Here is a 17,650-nt window from a genome sequence, read left to right as displayed (position 1 = left end):
ACCGCTTTTAAGAGGAACCCATATGAAAACAAAGACAACAGACGAGCTAACCCATGAACAGACCAAAAAGGCCAGGACAGCGCAAGAGACGCCCCTGCTCCCATCCTTTACCGAGGTTTTAATTGACTTAAACAAGTCGCCCGTCTTTCAGCACTATGCGTTGGAGCGACAGGAGACGGAAAAACGAATTAAAAAAAAATTAGTCCAACTTGTTCGCGAACTGGATGACGATCTAGAACGAACCCTCACCGAGTTGACGCAGCTTCGTGCGGAGGATGAAAAAAAGCAGGCCCAGTTAAATGAGGCGCAGGAGAGGATAAGGGGTTTGGAACTCGAAAACGAAGCGCTTACAGCACAAAACAACGTGTTGCGTGAAGAAAAGAAAACCCTGTTGCGCTGCAATGAAAGGCTTTATCAACAAAAACTTTCCTTTTTTAACCAAAGTTCCTCCAGTGAGGCAACCACCCATCCGGATCTGGCGGACTTTAATCAATCCTGTACCGTGTTGTTGAGCGATTGAGCAGTTTACCCCCAGCAGGGGGTTCTGAAGAGAACTCAGGCCGGTGTTTTTATCACCGCTCGATAGGCATGCAGATTCATCAGCAATTCCGCTTCCGCATTGGATAAGTGGCAGCTGCTGATGATTTCATCCTTGTTGCCGCCCATCTCAAGGATTTTTAACGCATGTTGATAACCACCGTCGTTATCACGCTTGGTTTCCAGGGATTGCAGCTGATTATCCATACTGACCAACTGGCTGTTAATTTCCGCCAGTTTTTTGGCAAATACCAAATCGGCATTCACCACCGCAGCCTGCTCCAGCTGATGCTGGTCCATGGACTGGCTTAAGATGTTAAGCCGTTTTTCAACATCCAGCAGTTGCTGGCGCTGATGATAAATGACATAGGCCAGGCCTAAGGTTAATAACAACTCCATGATGACGATTAAACTCATTGACTCTCCTTGCCTATTGGCTGCAGATGGCTTTCGCCCGGAGACAGATTCAAGTTTTTAGCATCCAGCGATTCGACTTTTTTGCTGCTCAAATCCGGGTTTAAAAACCGGGGCACTGTCTTGTTTTTGGCAATAATCAGATTAACACGGCGATTTTTAGCCCGTCCATCCTCTGTGGTATTGTCAGCGACCGGGTATTGTTCGCCATAGCCTGTGACCGTGATTTTACTGGGATCCACACCGTAAATCGTCAATACCCTCGCCAACGCCGCAGCCCGGGCTGTGGACAGCTCCCAGTTCGACGGGAATTGCGGCGTATTGATGGGCACATTATCGGTATACCCTTCCAACGCAATAGGATACGGTACTTTTTTGATAATTTCCGCAATTTTCATTAATTTGACGATGCCGGCCGGTTTTAGATCGGCGCTGCCGCTGTCAAACAGTGCGCCGGCTTTGATATCAAGCTCCACCCAGCCATTGTCACTGTGAATGTTCATATCCGGATCCTGCAGTTCAGACAGGGACTTCTCCAGGGCATTGAATTGCTCGCTTTCACTGCCCTTCATTTCCAGTAAGGCTTTCCCTTCCTTGCTGTTGGTTGAAAATTGCACTGGGGCGCGATCCACCCCTTTGGAATTAAACGCAGAGTTCATGCCTTCAGACAAGGCTTTGTATTTAGAGACATTGACGGAAGAGATGGCATACATGACCACGAAAAACGCAAATAAGAGGGTAATGAAATCGGCGTATGAAACCATCCACCGATGCGTATCCTCATGCTGAACTGCCTTGTTTTTCTTTCTTCGCATTTTGATGATGTTGTCCAAAATTATTCAATTTTAAGCTTAGCATATTTGGACTCTCCCCGCCGGCCATCGACACCAGACCTTCGACGAGCATCTCATCATGGTGAACCTGATTGGCCACACAGCTCTTGATTTTATTGGCAATTGGCAAAAACATGAGGTTGGCTAAACCCACGCCGTAGATGGTCGCCACGAAGGCAACGGCGATACCAGCACCCAATTCACCGGGTTCCGCCAGGTTACTCATCACCTGAATCAAACCCAGCACGGCCCCGAGAATCCCGATGGTGGGGCTGTAGCCGCCCATGCTTTCAAAAACGTGCGCGGCATGCAGATCATGGGCTTCGCGGCGGTCAATTTCAGCCTCAAGGATCTGGCGTACGGTTTTCTTGTCCACGCCAATCACTAGTAACTCCAGGCCCTGCCGCATGAGCGGATTAGGCTCCTGCTCCATAAAATCTTCCAGCGACAACAGCCCGTATTGGCGGGCACGCCTTGCTAAATCAACCAGTTGTTCCCGAGTCTGATCGAAAGACTGTTTTGGCGGACGTATGATCCAGGGAAGGATTTTAAATGCGCGTTTAAACGTTGACAGCGGCGTTTGCACCATGACAGCGCCCATGGTTCCGCCCATGACAATCACCAGCGCCGGTAAATTCAACAGCGAATTTAATTCGCCCCCTTCAAACATCTGGCCGATAATGATTGCCAAAAATCCGGTTACCAATCCGAGTAGAGTCAAACCGTCCATAAGTACTATTCCGATAATCGTGCTTTCAAGCGAATTGTCGCCTGACTATGAATTTGTGAAACACGGGACTCACTGACACCCAAAACCTGACCAATTTCTTTTAAATTCAGATCCTGTTCATAATAAAGCGACAAGACCAGCTGTTCTTTCTGCGGCAGCGTTTCAATGACCTCGGCTAAACGCCTCACCATGTCGTCATGCAGGGCATTTTCATGCGGCTCCGAGGAACTGCCAGGCTCCCCTTTCAACACATCCTCCGTCACCCCCAAATCATCAAAACCGTACAATTGACTGCCAGCGGAGTCTTTTAAAAGCGAATGGTATTCATCCAGGCTTATATTTAATTCGTCCGCAATTTCTTTGTCTTTAGCATCACGGCCTAAACGATTTTCAACTTTTTTAACCGCTTCCGCCACCATGCGGGCATTCCGGTAAACCGAGCGGGGAACCCAATCGTTTCGTCTGACTTCATCCAGCATGTGGCCGCGAATGCGGATGCCTGCGTACGTTTCAAAGGAAGCGCCTTTACTCGAATCATAATTCCTGACCGCTTCCAGCAAGCCCAGCATGCCCGCCTGAATCAAATCATCCAGTTGTACAGAATAAGGTAATCGCACGAGTAAGTGATGGGCAATACGCTTGACCATTAAGGCATGGGTCTTAATCAGCGTTTCCTGGGTCTGTTGATTTACTTTGCCGTATGCTTCCAAAGCATCCACGACGCTCTCCTTACTGTATTCTGACTGAAAATTCTTCCCTTTCAGTGTTCACCCGCAACCAGCCGCTCCAGAAAAAAGCTGGTATTACCGCCTAACGAACGCCTAAATGGCCAATCTTCAACATTTTCCGCCAGCTGATGTATTGCTTTTGTCGCACTGCATTCAGGATAAGCAACCAACACTGCTTTTTGTTTTTTAACCGCCTCATGAACCTGATTATCAAAGGGTATCGCCCCAAGGTAATCCAGGCTCACATCCAGAAACTGCTCAGCCACCCGGTAAAGTTTGTTAAACAGCTCCCGTCCATCCTTGACGCTTCTGACCATGTTGGCCAGGATGTGAAAATGCGTCCATTCATAGCGCTTGCTCATGACTTTGATTAAGGCATAAGCATCCGTTAACGAGGTGGGTTCATCACACACAACCACAATAATTTCCTGCGACGATCGAGTAAAGCTTAGCACAGTATCGGAAATGCCGGCCGCCGTATCGATGATCATGTAATCAAAATCGTCAGTTAACTCATTGAATGCATCAATAATGCCAGCATGCTCAGCTGCGCTGAGCTGAGTCATGTATTCCGTACCGGAAGCGGCCGGAATCACCTTGATGTCATAGGGACCGGTCAGCATGATGTCTGTTAAATTGCAGATGCCCTGAATCACGTGGGATAAATTGAATTTGGTGTGCAGCCCTAGCATGATGTCAATGTTGGCCAAGCCCAAATCCGCATCCAGGAGCAGCACCTTTTTATCCTTCTGGGCAAGCGCCACGGCCAGGTTAACAGACACATTGCTTTTGCCAACCCCGCCCTTCCCGGCAGAAACGGCAATGACTTTGACCGGCTTGGAGCGGCTGATATTACGTAAGCCGTCTGCCTGATCACCGACCTCACCGCCTTGTTTAACTTTCGACATACACCCCCCTCGCCGCCAGTTGCATGGCCGCACCTTCCAGTTCGATCCGTTGCTGCATGGCCTGGCCCTGCTCCGCCAGCTGCTCAATTAACTGATGCCTTGTTGCCATTTTGATGTCTTCGGGTACCCGCTGGCCATGGGTGAGGTAACTCACGCCCAGCCGCGCCTCCGTCACCGCGCTCAATATGCCGCCTAAGGCCAGGGCTTCGTCAAGTTTAGTGATAATGCACTGCTCGACCCGATTGGCCTGATACCGTTGAATGGCATCGGCAATCACCTGATAATGGCTGGTAGCCGGTAAAACCAGAACCGTGGCAATGGAATGAAGCCTTGTACTCAGCAAATCCATTTGTTGGGCAACCCGTTCATCGGCGGGATTCATACCCGCAGTATCAATCAGGACCAGTTTTTTATTGCTGAGTTGCCGGATAACCCGGCTTAAGGACACTTCATCCTGCGCCACGCAGACCTGTACCCCTAAAATTTTCCCATAAAGCAGCAGTTGTTCTTCTGCGGCAATGCGGTAAGTGTCCATGGTGACCAAGCCCAGGTTTTCCGCGCCGAAACGTAATACAAAACGGGCGGCCACTTTCGCCAGAGTAGTCGTCTTGCCGACCCCGGTCGGCCCGACAAAGGCGTAAACACCGCCTTCCTCAATGCGGCGGGAATCATAAATGGGAAGGCGCATGGAAAAATCGTTCAAAACCTGCTGCCAGCCTTTTTGCTGATTCAGGGTGGGGCTGACGCCGCTGACCAGTGCCGCGGCGGTTCGCTGACTGACACCCAGATAAAGCAGTTTTTGCATCAACACCGCATGCAGGGGTTCACCCTGGCCGCCATGGCCACGGATTTGCGCTTCCAACATGCCGCGCAGGGTCTGGATTTCCTGACGCATTTCATCGAGCGGCGACTCCACCGGCTTAATGGCGGGCAATGGCGGGGGTTCGGCGCTTGCTACAGCCACCTCCGCACTCAATACTGTTTCGTCGTAATCAATGGCTGCCACCACTTCAACGCCGTTATCCACCCGGCTGCTGGACAATATGACAGCATCCGGGCCAAACGCCGTCTTAATCTGCTGCATGGCAGTGCGAGTATCAGGTGCAACAAAGCGTTTCAGTTTCATGGAGTCTCCACTCTACTAACCTACCGTACCAATAATGCGAATCTCCTTGTTATCAGGGATTTCCTGATACGATAAAACATGCAAATTACTGGAAATATGACGCACAAATCGTGCCAATGCCGCGCGTATTCCCGGTTGAACCACCAGCACGGCCAATTCATTTTTCGCCTGTTGCTGGGCTGCCAGCTGCGCCAGCGAGTGCTGAATTTTATCGGCCATCCCGGGTTCAAAGCTCACACCTTGGCCGGCGCTGCTCTGGATGCTGTTCTGCAATAACTGTTCCAGCTCCGGTTTCAGCGTAATGATGGGCAATTCCTCATGCAAACCGCTTATTTTCTGAGTGATCATGCGCGACAGTGCCACCCTGACCTGACCGATGAGGTAATCAATGTCTTTCGATTTACTGGCGGCTTCTGCCAACGTTTCGACAATGGTACGAATGTCGGTTAAGGGGATATGTTCAACCAGCAGACCCTGCAGGACTTTGTTTACCGCACCCAGCGTCAGGGCATCCGGCACCAGCTCTTTCACCAGTTTGGGGGAAGTGCGCGCCAGCTTATCCAGTAATTGCTGGGTTTCTTCATAACCCAGTAATTGCTGGCTATTGGCTTCAAGGATCTGGCTTAGATGGGTCGCAATCACCGTCGAGGCATCCACCACCGTGTACCCGTAGGTATGCGCCTGTTCTTTCTGATTTTCGTTAATCCAGACTGCTTCAAGGCCAAACGCGGGATCAAGCGTCCTTAACCCGTCCAATTCACCAAAGACCTGCCCGGGGTTAATCGCCAGCCATTTATCATTGTAAATCGGCGCCTCGCCCATCACCACACCGGCTAGACTGATGCGGTAATGGTTCGGTTTTAAATCCAGATTATCGCGAATATGAACCGTGGGGATGAGAAAACCAAGCTCCTGAGAAATCTTTTTGCGCACCCCCTTGATGCGCGACAGCAACACGCCTCCCTGGGCGCTGTCCACCATAGGGATAAGGCGATACCCCACTTCAAGACCAATGACATCCACCGGATTGACATCATCCCAGGACAATTCAGTGGCGGGTTCCTCAATACGGCTAGACGCTGCCGTCTCCTTATCGCCCAGCTTTTCTGCCTTTTCTCTTTCCAGAAGCAGGTAGCCAATACCCCCTAAACCGGCCGCCAATAAAATAAATGCAACATGAGGCATGCCGGGAATTAAACCAATACCGCCAATAATACCGGCGGCAATAAACAGGGATTTGGGATTGCCAAAGACCTGATGCACCACAGCCTTGCCCATGTCCTGAGCGGTTGAAACCCGGGTTACCATGATGGCTGCCGCCGTGGATAACACCAGTGAGGGCACCTGCGCCACCAAACCGTCACCGATCGTCAATAACGTATAATTGCGCAAGGCATCCGAAAAATTCATGCCATGCTGCATCATGCCAATAGCCAGTCCCCCGACCAGGTTAATGAACAGGATAAGAATCCCGGCGATGGCATCCCCGCGTACGAACTTGCTGGCACCATCCATGGAGCCGTAGAAATCCGCTTCCTGAGCGACTTCAGTCCGCCGCTGGACGGCCTGTTCCTGATTAATGATGCCAGCGTTCAAATCGGCATCAATCGCCATCTGCTTCCCGGGCAATGAATCCAGGGTGAAGCGGGCACTGACTTCCGACACGCGCCCGGCGCCTTTGGTAACCACCACAAAGTTGATGATCACAAGAATAGTGAAAACCACAATCCCGACCGCGTAATCCCCGCCGATGACCACTTCACCAAATGATTCGATGACTTGTCCCGCCGCATCCGTACCCGTATGGCCATGCAGCAGCACGACGCGGGTCGAGGCCACGTTCAATGCCAGGCGAAGCAGGGTGGCGATAAGCAGCACGGTAGGAAAGACAGCAAAATCAAGCGGCCGGTTGCTGTAAACCACAGCCAGCAGCACCACCAGCGACAAGGCAATATTGAAGGTAAAGAAAATATCGAGTAAAAAAGGCGGCAGAGGCAGGATCATCATGCTCAGCATGATGACCATCATCAGCGGCGTACCCAGGCCGTGTTGCATCCATTGGCGTAAAACGCTCACGACATTGTTCATGCTTCATCCTCCACATCGCGTTTCAACTCATCCGGAATGGGTAAATCATTTAAAAAGCCCGGTGTCGTTTCATAACGGCTTTTATCCTCCAGTTGAAAGATATATGCCAGAACCTGGGCCACGGCCACATACAACCCCCGCGGGATTTCGGCATTCAAATCCGTTGAAAAGAAAATGGCCCGGGCTAAAGGCGGCAGGGAAAGTATGGGCACGTCGTTGGCCTTAGCCACCCGGTTAATCTGCAGCGCCACCAAATCCTTGCCCTTGGCCACGACAATGGGTGCGCGTGTGCCATCCTGCCGGTAGCTGATGGCAACGGCGTAGTGGGTAGGGTTGGTTAACACCACCGCCGCTTTGGGCACTTCACTCATCATGCGGCGCCTTGCTATTTCCTGTTGGGTGCGGCGGATCTGAGCCTTAACCTCTGGCTTTCCTTCCGTTTCCTTGTATTCGTCTTTTAATTCCTGCTTCGTCATTTTCAATTGCTTGTTGTGTTCATACCATTGAAATGGCACATCCACCGCAGCGATAAGAATCAAACTCGCACTGATAATCAGAAAAAGAATGCCCACTATCCATAACCCTTCGCTCAAGGCGCTGGTCAAAGGGTAATTCGCGAGCGCCAGCAACGCGGGAATTTTCCATTTCAGCACCAGAATCGACACAATGGAGATGAGGAAAAATTTAGCCATGGCTTTGAGCATTTCCACGAGGCCTTTGACCGACAGCATGCGCTTGATGCCCTTCAAGGGACTTAAGCGCGAAAACTGCGGCTGCACCGATTGCAGGCTGAACACCCAGCCCCCCATGAGCAGCGGGGCGGCAATGGAAAGCACAAGAATGACCATCAACACAGGGAATACCGCCATTGCCCCGGTCTGGATGATAAAATAAAGGTTGTACATCATGTCCATGCTGGTTAAAAGAATACGGCTGTCGAATTCAAAGGCATGATGCATCATGGTGAGAAAATGCGTGGATAAAAAATTGCCAAAAACCAGAAATCCCGCGCCGCTAAACAACAGGATGATGGTGGCGTTAAAATCTTTCGAACGCGCAATCTGACCTTTTTCCCTCGCTTCTTTTAACCGTTTAGGCGAGGGCTGTTCGGTCTTCTCCTGGGACTGTTCGTCGTCTGCCATCAGTACAATAATCCTTTAATGAGTAACATTCCCTGCTCAAGGCTGTCGGCAATCTGCGCCGCGACCCCGGGCAAACTGACCCGCAAAATCACAATCCCCATAAACAATGTGATCGGAAATCCGATGGAAAAAATATTAAGCTGCGGCGCCACCCGTGTCATTACGCCAAAGGCAAGACTGATAACCAGCAAAGCGAGAATTGCCGGTAAGGCCACCAGAACAGATTCTTTCATCATCCAGCCCGAAAAAATCAGCACACGGCCAATATCCGACAATTCCACCGGCACACTTCCAATCGGCAACAGGGTGAAACTGTTAAAAAACAACTCAAAAACAGCCAAATGACCATTCAGGGCCAGAAACATCAAGCTGACCATCAGCAAATAGAACTGACTGATTAAAGGCACGCTGGCCTTACTGGCGGGATCAATCATGGTGGCAAAACCCAACCCGGCCTGCATGGCGATGATCTGTCCGCCAATAACAAACACCTGAAACACCATCTGCAGAACAAAGCCCATCATCAGCCCCAGCAGCAGTTCGAAGGCCAGATAAATCAGGTAATAGCCATTGAAATGCTCAAGGGTCAAACTCGTGGGAACAAATGAGGACAGCAGAAAGGAAAACGCCATGGCAATGATCACCCGCACCCGGACAGGAATTAGGACGGATGAAATCACCGGCATGGTCAAAAACAGGCCGCTGATACGCGGCATCGGCCAGACCACCTGGCTGATTTGAATAATCATTGTCTCATAGTCAATGTCCATGATTAATCAATCAGGTAAGGAATATTCATAAACAGTGTTTCCGTATAATGGATCATGGTTTTTAATAACCACGGCCCCGCAAACGCCAGCACAAGGAACGTCACAAACAATTTGGGAATAAAACTTAAACTCATTTCGTTGATTTGCGTGGCCGCCTGAAACATGGCCACGACAAGGCCCACCACCAACCCCGGCACAATGAGCACAGCCAGGATGATGATCATCACATAGACGCTTTCGCTGAAAATTGAAACAATGCCATCCGGTGTCATCTTCCCCTCCTGGGTTAGCTCAGACCTAGCTCATGGCAAAACTGGACGCTAAAGAGCCCAGTACCAGTGTCCACCCATCCACCATCACAAACAGCATGATTTTAAACGGCAGGGAAATGATTAACGGCGACAACATCATCATACCCATGGCCATCAGCACACTCGCCACCACAATATCGATGATTAAAAAGGGCAAAAACAGCAAAAACCCAATCTGAAAAGCCGTTTTCAATTCGCTGGTCACAAAGGCTGGGATCAGTACGCTCATGGGTACCTCAGCCAAGGTTGCATAGGTTTTATTACTGAATTTCTCAAACAGCGCCAGATCGTTTTTGCGGGTTTGATTGAGCATAAAATGGCGAAGCGGCCCCTGGGCCAGCCCTAAGGCCTGCGTGAATTCGATTTTATCGGCAAGGTAAGGCTGCACCGCCTGCTCATTGATTTGATTGAATACCGGGGCCATCACGAAAAAGGTCAGGAACAGGGCAATGCCTATCAATATCTGATTGGTCGGTGTTTGCGCCATCCCGATGGCCTGCCTTAAAATGGAAAGCACAATGATGATGCGGGTAAACGCCGTCATGGCCATCAATAACCCCGGCAAAACGCTAAGCAGGGTCATGAAGATGAGGATTTGCAGATTAACGCTGTAGGTTTGGGCACCGCCGGTGCCGGGGGTCACGGTGACGCCGGGCAGGCTCAGGGAAGCGGCATGAGCAAGCACCGGAAATAAAAGCGCCATCACGAGAAAAAGTCTAGTCCTGCTGTGCTTCATTTCAGGACTTCCTCATGACGTGTTTAAGCAATTCAGGAAACGAACTTTTCGCCTCTGTCTGAAAGCCTGGCGGCAGTTCCTCGCCGAAATCATGGAGTGTGTTGATACTGCCATTGGCCACACCCAGCAGCAAATAACGCTCCCCCGCTTTAACCAGCATGATTTTTTCCCGTGGCCCGAGGCTTGTTCCGGCAATGATGCGAAACGCCCCGCTGACGCCTATGCCTGCTTGATTTAAACGCCTCAAAACCCAGGCCAAAAAGACGATAAGCAGCACGACAATCAAAAGACCCAAAGTCAGGCGCAGCATGTCATGAGCGCCTAAGGCCGAGTTGCCCTTCGCCAGTTCCGTCTCGGAAGCGATGGCGTTTAATGGGAGAAAGAGACTTCCCCAAACCCAGTGTGATGTTTTCATTTCAGGCGCTTGATCCGTTCGGCTTTGCTGACGATGTCGGTTAAACGCACACCAAATTTGTCATTGACGACCACCACCTCGCCATGAGCCACGAGTGTGCCGTTTACTAATACATCGAGAGGCTCCCCAGCCAGCCTGTCTAAGGCCACGATGCCGCCCTGATTCAGTTGCAAAAGATTGCGTATGGTCATTCGGGTACGGCCAATTTCCACGGTCACCGTGACTGGGATATCCAGAATCAGCTCCATTTTTTCGCCGCTGGCATCCACCGCGCCGCCATTTCCTGTTACCGTACCTGCAGCTATCGCGTCCTTCTGCTCACTCATGTCCATCCCCTAATAACTGATTTTTTTAATGATTTTTAACGCCCGCTTATCATTGGCACTGCCCAGGGTTGCAGTAAAACTGGGAGTTCCCTCAATATCCAGCGTAACGATTTCATGCATTTCAAGCGGAAGGAAATCGCCAACCTGCCACTCCATCACCTTGCCAAGCGTACTGGTCGTTTGCGCCATGGCGCTAGTGACCAATAACTCCACATCCATCAATTCCTCTTTAAGCGACATAATCCAGTTGGGATCGATTTCATCATCCGGCCTTGCTGCGCCAAGTTCAAGCTGCTGTTTAATGGGCTCCACCATCGAGAACGGCATGACAAACGAAAAACTGCCCTTCTCACGGCCAAAATCGATGAGAAAACGGCTGATTAACAGCAAGTCCTCGGGTTCGCCAATGTGCACAAGCTGGGGGTTTGTCTCGTCATTAACACGGATGGCTTCCAGTTTGATGATGGGCGCCCAGGCGTGTTCAATGTTATGCACCAGTTTGTTTATTACAATTTCCATCACCCGTAATTCCGCCGCGGTAAAATCGGTTTTGTCCGTCTGCGCCAGGAATTGCGAATTGCCGCCAAAATAATAATCGACCAAATCATACACAAACGTGTTGTCAAACAGGACAATGGCTTTGCCGCGTAAGGGTTTAAAACGGTAGAGGGTCATTAAGGTCGGGTTTGGCAGGCTGTCTAAAAAATCACGGTGTTTAGCGACACTTAACGGTTCCTGTTTGATTTCCAGCTCTTTGGCCATCAGCTGATAGATATCATTGCCAAAAAAACGGGCGGCCCGATCGTGAATTTTATCAAGCACCGGCAATTCGCCGCGAACAATCCGCTCCTGGCTGGCGAAATTCAAGACCTGGATTTTCTCTTCAAGTCCTGCAGTTTTCGGGGAATGTTCCGGTTTGGCGCGGGGGGCCTCTTTCACAGGCTCAGCGGCTTGGTCGCTGGCAGATTTTTCAGGCTCGGCTGCAGTGTCCTGATGACTCTCCTCGTTAACCTCTGCCGCAGGAGCTGCCCCTTCCTCCTCGTCAACGGAGCTTAAGAGCGCATCAATTTCTTCCTGTGATAACACATCTTTTTCAGCCATAACCATCCTGTCAAATCATTGAAAACACTCGTTTTCTTAAATTACTTTTCCTCTTTCACAGCAGTCCAAGCAATTCACGTGCCACCTAAGAAATTGAGTGAATAATCAAAAAGATACAGGATTAAGATAAAAAGCTTGCAGGGATAAAGTCAAGTTTTTGACACAAAAAGTCCCTACTCTTCTTCTTTTTCCTCGCATTTATCAATGGCAGCGGCTTTGCACTGTTCATTGCAATCCAGCGCACTGGAGGTGATGCACACGGTGCTGATGCAATTGTCGGTGTATTGATTGACACACATGTCGTGATCGTAATTTTCTGAGCCGATAACAACGGTGGGTAAATCCGCAGCATACACCGCCGCAGGGGTTAAACCGGTTAAAAGTAAGAGCATGGTGAGGGGTTTGCGCATAAGAGTCATCCTTTATTACTCTGTCTCTTAAAGTATAGTCAGTGCTCCATAAAAAGAAGCAGCGAATAAGGGATTGTTTAATTCAGCAAACATGGCAAAATGATAATTATAACAGACGCTTCCTCCGTGTATGCGCAGCCAGACTAAAACCCTTACTCATTTCAGCGGCGCTGTTTTAAGCCAGTCAACCTGCTTTCGTCCTGACAATGAATGGCAACTGCCCCCTTTGTTTGAATCCTCACTGACCAATGTGCTGGCCCGTGGCCATGGATTGAGCTACAGCGATTGTTGCTTTAACACGCAGGGAAACGTCATTGATTGCACACGGCTCAATCATTTATTGAGCTTTGATGAAAGCAATGGGTTACTGTACTGCCAGGGCGGCGTCACCTTTGCTGATTTATTTGAGGTCCATCCGGATTTTATTCCACCGGTAGTGCCCGGTACTGTCCATGCCAGCCTTGCGGGCGGCATTGCCAATGATGTCCATGGTAAAAACAACGCGTCCGCCGGAAGTCTTGGACAGCACATTCAGTGGATAGAATTACAACAGGGATCCCGACTCCTGCGGGTAAGTCCCGAAAAATACCCTGATCTTTTTACTGCGACACTGGCGGGACTTGGATTAACCGGGATTATCCGGCGGGTTGCCTTAACGCTGAAACGAGCTCCCCGCTGCGTGGAAGTGCATACGGAAAAATTTACCGCATTCGATAAACTGCTCACCGCCATGAAAGACACCAGCAGGCAATGCGATTACCTCGTAGCCTGGCTCGATTTGTTGAATTCGCCGCAGGCGCTGATGTCCACTGCGGTTCATTGCCACGGCACAGCGCCGCCACCGCCACGATCATTCACACTGCCCAGGCTACCGTTTCGTCTGATTCATCGCTACAGCATGCAATACGTTAATCACTATTACTTCAAACGCGCCGACACCGGCATGCGGCATCTGGATTTTATTGAATTTAACAATCCCCTCGATAAAATCAGGCATTGGAACCGGCTTTACGGTCGACAGGGCCTCGTGCAGTTTCAGGCAGTCTTTGCCGAAGACCAGGCCGAAACCACCTTAGCCCAATTGCTAAGGGTGATCGCTGAGACGCAGGCAACACCCACGCTCGCTGTGTTAAAGTATTTTATCCAGCCCGGAGCCGGCTTATTGAGTTTTGTTCGTCCCGGTTTTACCCTGGCCGTTGATTTTATCCACGACAAGAACGCCCGGGCAGCCATTGAAGCCATGAATCAATTCATCACTGACATTGGCGGACGCGTTTATCTGGCAAAAGATTTGTTTCTGACCCGCGATCAATTCATGGTTCAATACCCTGAACACGAACCATTTAAAGCCTTACTGCAACACTACCCAGCCGGCATGCAATCCGATCTGGGACGTCGCCTGGGGATTACCCATGACTAAAAATACCTGGATGATCCTCGGCGCCACGTCCATCATTGCCAATGAATTTGCACACCTCGCGGCAGCAGCGGGCCATCCACTCCTGTTGGTTGGCCGTGATACGCTGCAGCTCGATGTCATTGCCGATGACATCAGCTTGCGCCATCGGGTGGCCTGCGACGTTCTGACAGCCGATTTAAGTGAAGACATCCGGGAGCTGCTTAAGAAAATTCAAACCATGGAGCAGGGGCTGTCGTTGTTCATCGCTCACAGTGCCACTGTTGAAAATAATCACTTAAACCCGGCGGCGATAAGCAAACTGGTGAAAACTAATATTTTAAGTACTGTGCAGGTGATTCACACTTACCTGAATAAACAACAAAGTGAGCATCAACTGCTTTTTTTAAGCTCAGTCGCTGCCTGCCGCGGCCGCGCCCGAAACAGTTTATACGGCGCCAGTAAAGCCGCCATAGAGGTCTATCTGCAGGGATTACAGCAGCAGGCCGGGCCTTCGACAACCATCACCGTGGCGCGCCTCGGTTTCATCGATACCGTACAAACCTATGGCATGCCGGGTGTCTTTTACGCCTCACCGCCTAAAGCCTGCGCTAAAGCTTGCTGGGATAATCTCCACCGCAAAAAACGCCGGTTTTACCATCCCGGTTTCTGGCGACTCATCATGGCTGTGATAAAGCATCTGCCTTTTTTCATTTACCGGCGCATGGGGAACATTTAATGGTTTCCGGCGGCAGCATAACGACCCGGTTAAACTAAATACCCTCTGTCGTGAGGCGTTATTTGCGGGCCAGGGGCTTTTCGCCGCCCTCTTCCTCATCGCCTTCCCTTTCCGTATCAGAGTCTCCTTCATCCAGCTCCTCCGCCGGTACGCCGCGATCCTCATCGCCTTCGCGTTCACGCTCATCGTCTTCATCCTCGTCACGATTTGCCGCACGATCCGCTGGGGCCAGTGCCGGTTTTTTAGCCGGGGACGATTGCAATTGTCGATTCATGCGGGCATCGCTGCTTAAGTTCGCGCTCAGCAGGTGATCGGAGACACTATCCAGCGTCTCCATATCCTTGATCATGTCATCCTGCATGGCCTGTTCGGCTTCCTTCAATTTTTTCTGTTCACTGAACACTTTGTAGCCTAAAACAGCGCCGGCCAGGGCAGCAATGCCAACGGCCACCGCCGTGACCGCAATAACCGCTGCCGCGGGCACGGCGACACCGGGGAGAACAAAGGCTAACGCCACAAGACCCAAGGCAAAACCGGCAAAGGACGCGGCATAGCCCAAGCCTTTAACCCATTTTTTTTCAGTTGACCACTCGTGATGGGGGTGGGGTTGTTTTCGCAGAAACCCTTCGACATCCATGTCTTGAATGTCATCCTCAAGGCTTTTCAATTCATCTTCCACGTCGAGACTCAAGTCGCCTTTTTCCTCTTCAGCCAATTCCGAGTAAAGTTCAACGCTTTCCTTGGCAAAATCGATGATGCCGTATCCCATCACGATCGAGCCCACGACAATACCGGGCACCGCCAGGACGGGAAAAGCGATGGCTAAAACGGCCGCGGCAGTAACCAGGCCAATTCCCAATCCAATCCAGCCGATGTCTTTCAGGAGGGATTTGCGGTTATTGGTTTCTTTTAAATAGATTAAGCGAGTATCGGCTAACAATTGGACGTTGCGTTCAATTAACCCCATGGCCGCCAAATTACCCAAATCCAGGTAGGTGGTTTCAGCCACCAGGCCATCCAGCAAAGCCTTTTTCTGGGCTTCAAACTGACTTGCGGGTAAGCTTTGCAACGCTGCCAAATGTCGGCACCACAATTCGAAATCAGGATCATCCTGAAATTTTTCGGCAAAACGCTCAAGCAAGGTCCCTCTGTTTTCGACAGTCGCGCGCTTCAGGGTCTGGTGCACGTGATGGAAAAAACGAAAATCCTTCAAGGCAAGCTCCACATCGCCTTCAAGCTGCATCACTTCTTTAAATTGGTCAAGAAGCAGATTGAAGCGTTTCTGCTGCAACGCGTATTCTTCCCTGCTTTTGGCATGAAGCAGGGCAACCAATCCCTGATCAATGCGCTCCTGCAATTGTTTAACCGCTCCCTTGGCTGCAGCGGTTTTCAAGCGCGATCCTGAATCATCAAGAATGGCCCTCAGCTGGTTACGGATAATCAGGGTGGCGGTTAATTCCTGTTTGGATAAATCCTCATCGAGCTGCCGCTGGCTGGGTTTTGGGCTAGGGGGCATGGTCTTTCTCCACTCAAATCCGTTACTTCATCGCGTCTTTAGCGAAGAAGGTAAAATAGTAATTGTACAGCATAACGAAGGTGCCATCATTTTCAAATTCCGTAATAAGGGCATTGATTTTCTCGATGTCCTTTTCGTTGCCGCGCCGGGTGGCAATGCCCATGCCATACCCTACTTTAATGCTCCCCTTTAACGCTTTCACAATGCCCGGGTATTGATGCTCCAGGTAGAGTACAGAGTAATAATTGATAAAGGCCGCCTCGATTTTCTCGGTTTTCATGGCTTCAACCAGCCCGCCGATGTTGGAATACACCTGCAAATCGACCTTGAGTTCAGGATGGTGGAGCAGGTAATCGGCGTACACGGTCCCCTCCATCACGCCGATGCGCCGTCCGGCCAGAGGCTCAATGGATGTCAGCGGGCTGTTCGCCATCACGATGAACCCGCCTGAGGACAGAAAATAAGGGATGGTGAATAAAAAGTGGGTTTCCCGTTCCGGAGTAATCGCAAGCGATCCCATGGCATAATCAATTTCACCGCTGCCTAATGCCTCAAGCAAACGCTGCTTGGGCATGGTGACGAATTCGCATTGCCATTTCAAACGGCTGCAGATGCGCTGCATCAAATCCACATCAAAACCGGTATTGACAAAATGGCTGTCGTTCATCACAAAAGGGGGATCGAAAATGGGTGTGCCTATTTTTACTTTGGCTTCCGCAGGCAGGGTGATAAAAAGAAGAACTGACAACATCAAACGCGTCCACTTCGTCATCATCGTAAGCTCATGGTTATTTTTCTATTATAACTATAGTCAGCCTTAGCCTGTTGTGTAAAAATGACGGTTATTTTGTATTTTCTTTCATGACGACCCCTCTTGATAACCCCTTCTGGCAATTCTCCAATCACCTGTATCGCAATCCTCAGGTCAAAACGATTTGCCTCACCCTGCAAAATCAGTGGCAATACAACGTCAACCTGGTGTTATTCTGTGCCTGGTCAGGTCAAACCCAACGGCTTATCCGCCTGAATGACATGCAAAATGCCGTGGCGTTGGTGGCTGAAACGCAGTCGCGCCTGACCGAACCGTTACGTTGCGTTCGCCACTACTTAGCCTCCCTGCCGGCAGACGTCGGGATAAAGGCCGACTATGGACAGATTCTTCAGCTTGAATTAGTGTCTGAGTCGCTGCAGCAGGACGCGCTGTACCGGGCCTTTAAGGACAAGCCGCAAGCCGATTCCATCGATGTCAAACAACAGAAACTGCTTTATTTACATTGGCTGACCGAGGTCATGAATCAATCGCTTACAGAGGCTCTCCAGCGCCTTTTTCTTGATTTAATTTCTTTTTAATGCGCTTGAAATGCGGGTTTACAATCCCTGTCGACCAAAATAATTGCTACAATTAGAATTAAAATAATACAGGG

General features: G+C 50.3%; 21 protein-coding genes. 4 read left to right on the top strand and 17 right to left on the bottom strand.

Annotated features, from left to right (window positions below; translation table 11 throughout):
• Positions 1-22 precede the first annotated feature (22 nt).
• Complete coding sequence (locus DYE45_RS05135; RefSeq protein ID WP_108292100.1) at positions 23-520, top strand: hypothetical protein; 498 nt, start codon at positions 23-25, stop codon at positions 518-520.
• A gap of 35 nt (positions 521-555) precedes the next feature.
• On the opposite strand, the gene DYE45_RS05130 is transcribed toward DYE45_RS05135, so the two are convergent.
• From DYE45_RS05130 to DYE45_RS05060, 15 genes are all read right to left on the bottom strand, one after another.
• Positions 556-954 (bottom strand): DUF2802 domain-containing protein, encoded by a 399-nt coding sequence (locus DYE45_RS05130; RefSeq protein WP_108292102.1) that lies wholly within the window; start codon positions 952-954, stop codon positions 556-558.
• Positions 951-1,766: a flagellar motor protein MotB gene (locus DYE45_RS05125; RefSeq protein ID WP_108292104.1), complete on the bottom strand. Its 816-nt coding sequence runs from the start codon at positions 1,764-1,766 to the stop codon at positions 951-953. The genes DYE45_RS05130 and DYE45_RS05125 overlap by 4 nt, the downstream gene beginning before the upstream one ends.
• Positions 1,732-2,514, bottom strand: coding sequence for a flagellar motor protein (locus tag DYE45_RS05120; RefSeq protein ID WP_108292106.1), 783 nt, complete (start codon positions 2,512-2,514; stop codon positions 1,732-1,734). Before DYE45_RS05120 ends, DYE45_RS05125 begins: the two co-directional genes overlap by 35 nt.
• Before the next feature lie 5 nt (positions 2,515-2,519).
• Positions 2,520-3,233 (bottom strand): RNA polymerase sigma factor FliA, encoded by a 714-nt coding sequence (locus DYE45_RS05115; RefSeq protein WP_108292108.1) that lies wholly within the window; start codon positions 3,231-3,233, stop codon positions 2,520-2,522.
• Positions 3,234-3,274: 41 nt separating this feature from the next.
• On the bottom strand, positions 3,275-4,150 hold the full coding sequence (locus DYE45_RS05110) for a MinD/ParA family protein (RefSeq protein WP_058532121.1): 876 nt from the start codon (positions 4,148-4,150) through the stop codon (positions 3,275-3,277).
• Entirely contained in the window at positions 4,137-5,276 is a 1,140-nt protein-coding gene (gene flhF / locus DYE45_RS05105; protein ID WP_108292110.1) for a flagellar biosynthesis GTPase FlhF, read from the bottom strand. The genes DYE45_RS05110 and flhF overlap by 14 nt, the downstream gene beginning before the upstream one ends.
• Positions 5,277-5,291: 15 nt before the next feature.
• Complete coding sequence (gene flhA / locus DYE45_RS05100; RefSeq protein WP_108292112.1) at positions 5,292-7,364, bottom strand: flagellar biosynthesis protein FlhA; 2,073 nt, start codon at positions 7,362-7,364, stop codon at positions 5,292-5,294.
• Complete coding sequence (gene flhB / locus DYE45_RS05095) at positions 7,361-8,506, bottom strand: flagellar biosynthesis protein FlhB (RefSeq protein ID WP_108292114.1); 1,146 nt, start codon at positions 8,504-8,506, stop codon at positions 7,361-7,363. The genes flhA and flhB overlap by 4 nt, the downstream gene beginning before the upstream one ends.
• On the bottom strand, positions 8,506-9,276 hold the full coding sequence (fliR, locus tag DYE45_RS05090; protein WP_115300554.1) for a flagellar biosynthetic protein FliR: 771 nt from the start codon (positions 9,274-9,276) through the stop codon (positions 8,506-8,508). Before fliR ends, flhB begins: the two co-directional genes overlap by 1 nt.
• Before the next feature lie 2 nt (positions 9,277-9,278).
• Positions 9,279-9,548, bottom strand: a complete 270-nt coding sequence (gene fliQ, locus DYE45_RS05085) for a flagellar biosynthesis protein FliQ (protein ID WP_108292118.1) — start codon at positions 9,546-9,548, stop codon at positions 9,279-9,281.
• A gap of 25 nt (positions 9,549-9,573) precedes the next feature.
• Positions 9,574-10,323: a flagellar type III secretion system pore protein FliP gene (gene fliP, locus DYE45_RS05080; RefSeq protein WP_108292120.1), complete on the bottom strand. Its 750-nt coding sequence runs from the start codon at positions 10,321-10,323 to the stop codon at positions 9,574-9,576.
• Position 10,324: 1 nt separating this feature from the next.
• Complete coding sequence (gene fliO, locus DYE45_RS05075; protein ID WP_108292122.1) at positions 10,325-10,738, bottom strand: flagellar biosynthetic protein FliO; 414 nt, start codon at positions 10,736-10,738, stop codon at positions 10,325-10,327.
• Positions 10,735-11,064, bottom strand: coding sequence for a flagellar motor switch protein FliN (gene fliN, locus DYE45_RS05070; RefSeq protein ID WP_108292124.1), 330 nt, complete (start codon positions 11,062-11,064; stop codon positions 10,735-10,737). The genes fliO and fliN overlap by 4 nt, the downstream gene beginning before the upstream one ends.
• Positions 11,065-11,073: 9 nt before the next feature.
• Positions 11,074-12,165 carry a flagellar motor switch protein FliM gene (gene fliM / locus DYE45_RS05065; RefSeq protein ID WP_108292126.1) on the bottom strand — a complete coding sequence of 364 codons (1,092 nt, stop codon included), beginning with the start codon at positions 12,163-12,165 and terminating at the stop codon, positions 11,074-11,076.
• A 173-nt stretch (positions 12,166-12,338) separates the two neighbouring features.
• Complete coding sequence (locus DYE45_RS05060) at positions 12,339-12,575, bottom strand: hypothetical protein (RefSeq protein WP_108292128.1); 237 nt, start codon at positions 12,573-12,575, stop codon at positions 12,339-12,341.
• Positions 12,576-12,705: 130 nt separating this feature from the next.
• Here DYE45_RS05060 and DYE45_RS05055 point away from each other — a divergent pair, with 130 nt between their 5' ends.
• Together DYE45_RS05055 and DYE45_RS05050 are read left to right on the top strand one after the other, a co-directional pair.
• Complete coding sequence (locus tag DYE45_RS05055; RefSeq protein ID WP_108292130.1) at positions 12,706-13,995, top strand: FAD-binding oxidoreductase; 1,290 nt, start codon at positions 12,706-12,708, stop codon at positions 13,993-13,995.
• On the top strand, positions 13,988-14,710 hold the full coding sequence (locus tag DYE45_RS05050; RefSeq protein WP_108292132.1) for an SDR family NAD(P)-dependent oxidoreductase: 723 nt from the start codon (positions 13,988-13,990) through the stop codon (positions 14,708-14,710). The genes DYE45_RS05055 and DYE45_RS05050 overlap by 8 nt, the downstream gene beginning before the upstream one ends.
• Before the next feature lie 58 nt (positions 14,711-14,768).
• Here the strand turns inward: DYE45_RS05050 and DYE45_RS05045 are convergent, their stop codons facing one another.
• The gene (locus tag DYE45_RS05045) at positions 14,769-16,226 is read right to left on the bottom strand and encodes a hypothetical protein (RefSeq protein WP_108292134.1); all 1,458 of its coding nucleotides are present in this window, start codon (positions 16,224-16,226) and stop codon (positions 14,769-14,771) included.
• 22 nt (positions 16,227-16,248) lie between these two features.
• Positions 16,249-17,001: a transporter substrate-binding domain-containing protein gene (locus DYE45_RS05040; RefSeq protein WP_108292136.1), complete on the bottom strand. Its 753-nt coding sequence runs from the start codon at positions 16,999-17,001 to the stop codon at positions 16,249-16,251.
• 86 nt (positions 17,002-17,087) lie between these two features.
• Here DYE45_RS05040 and DYE45_RS05035 point away from each other — a divergent pair, with 86 nt between their 5' ends.
• The gene (locus DYE45_RS05035) at positions 17,088-17,576 is read left to right on the top strand and encodes a TIGR02444 family protein (protein ID WP_108292138.1); all 489 of its coding nucleotides are present in this window, start codon (positions 17,088-17,090) and stop codon (positions 17,574-17,576) included.
• Positions 17,577-17,650: the final 74 nt, after the last annotated feature.

It is taken from the genome of Legionella taurinensis (genome assembly GCF_900452865.1).
Taxonomy (GTDB): domain Bacteria; phylum Pseudomonadota; class Gammaproteobacteria; order Legionellales; family Legionellaceae; genus Legionella_C; species Legionella_C taurinensis.
The sequence above is the reverse complement of the archived record's forward strand: the minus strand, read 5'-3'. Positions and strand labels throughout refer to the sequence as shown.

Coding starts and splice junctions, on each gene's coding strand:
- DYE45_RS05135 (WP_108292100.1), top strand. CDS start 23: ATGAAAACAAAGACAACAGACGAGCTAACCCATGAACAGACCAAAAAG.
- DYE45_RS05130 (WP_108292102.1), bottom strand. CDS start 954: ATGAGTTTAATCGTCATCATGGAGTTGTTATTAACCTTAGGCCTGGCC.
- DYE45_RS05125 (WP_108292104.1), bottom strand. CDS start 1,766: ATGCGAAGAAAGAAAAACAAGGCAGTTCAGCATGAGGATACGCATCGG.
- DYE45_RS05120 (WP_108292106.1), bottom strand. CDS start 2,514: ATGGACGGTTTGACTCTACTCGGATTGGTAACCGGATTTTTGGCAATC.
- DYE45_RS05110 (WP_058532121.1), bottom strand. CDS start 4,150: ATGTCGAAAGTTAAACAAGGCGGTGAGGTCGGTGATCAGGCAGACGGC.
- flhF (WP_108292110.1), bottom strand. CDS start 5,276: ATGAAACTGAAACGCTTTGTTGCACCTGATACTCGCACTGCCATGCAG.
- flhA (WP_108292112.1), bottom strand. CDS start 7,364: ATGAACAATGTCGTGAGCGTTTTACGCCAATGGATGCAACACGGCCTG.
- flhB (WP_108292114.1), bottom strand. CDS start 8,506: ATGGCAGACGACGAACAGTCCCAGGAGAAGACCGAACAGCCCTCGCCT.
- fliR (WP_115300554.1), bottom strand. CDS start 9,276: ATGGACATTGACTATGAGACAATGATTATTCAAATCAGCCAGGTGGTC.
- fliQ (WP_108292118.1), bottom strand. CDS start 9,548: ATGACACCGGATGGCATTGTTTCAATTTTCAGCGAAAGCGTCTATGTG.
- fliP (WP_108292120.1), bottom strand. CDS start 10,323: ATGAAGCACAGCAGGACTAGACTTTTTCTCGTGATGGCGCTTTTATTT.
- fliO (WP_108292122.1), bottom strand. CDS start 10,738: ATGAAAACATCACACTGGGTTTGGGGAAGTCTCTTTCTCCCATTAAAC.
- fliN (WP_108292124.1), bottom strand. CDS start 11,064: ATGAGTGAGCAGAAGGACGCGATAGCTGCAGGTACGGTAACAGGAAAT.
- fliM (WP_108292126.1), bottom strand. CDS start 12,165: ATGGCTGAAAAAGATGTGTTATCACAGGAAGAAATTGATGCGCTCTTA.
- DYE45_RS05060 (WP_108292128.1), bottom strand. CDS start 12,575: ATGCGCAAACCCCTCACCATGCTCTTACTTTTAACCGGTTTAACCCCT.
- DYE45_RS05055 (WP_108292130.1), top strand. CDS start 12,706: ATGCGCAGCCAGACTAAAACCCTTACTCATTTCAGCGGCGCTGTTTTA.
- DYE45_RS05050 (WP_108292132.1), top strand. CDS start 13,988: ATGACTAAAAATACCTGGATGATCCTCGGCGCCACGTCCATCATTGCC.
- DYE45_RS05045 (WP_108292134.1), bottom strand. CDS start 16,226: ATGCCCCCTAGCCCAAAACCCAGCCAGCGGCAGCTCGATGAGGATTTA.
- DYE45_RS05040 (WP_108292136.1), bottom strand. CDS start 17,001: ATGATGACGAAGTGGACGCGTTTGATGTTGTCAGTTCTTCTTTTTATC.
- DYE45_RS05035 (WP_108292138.1), top strand. CDS start 17,088: ATGACGACCCCTCTTGATAACCCCTTCTGGCAATTCTCCAATCACCTG.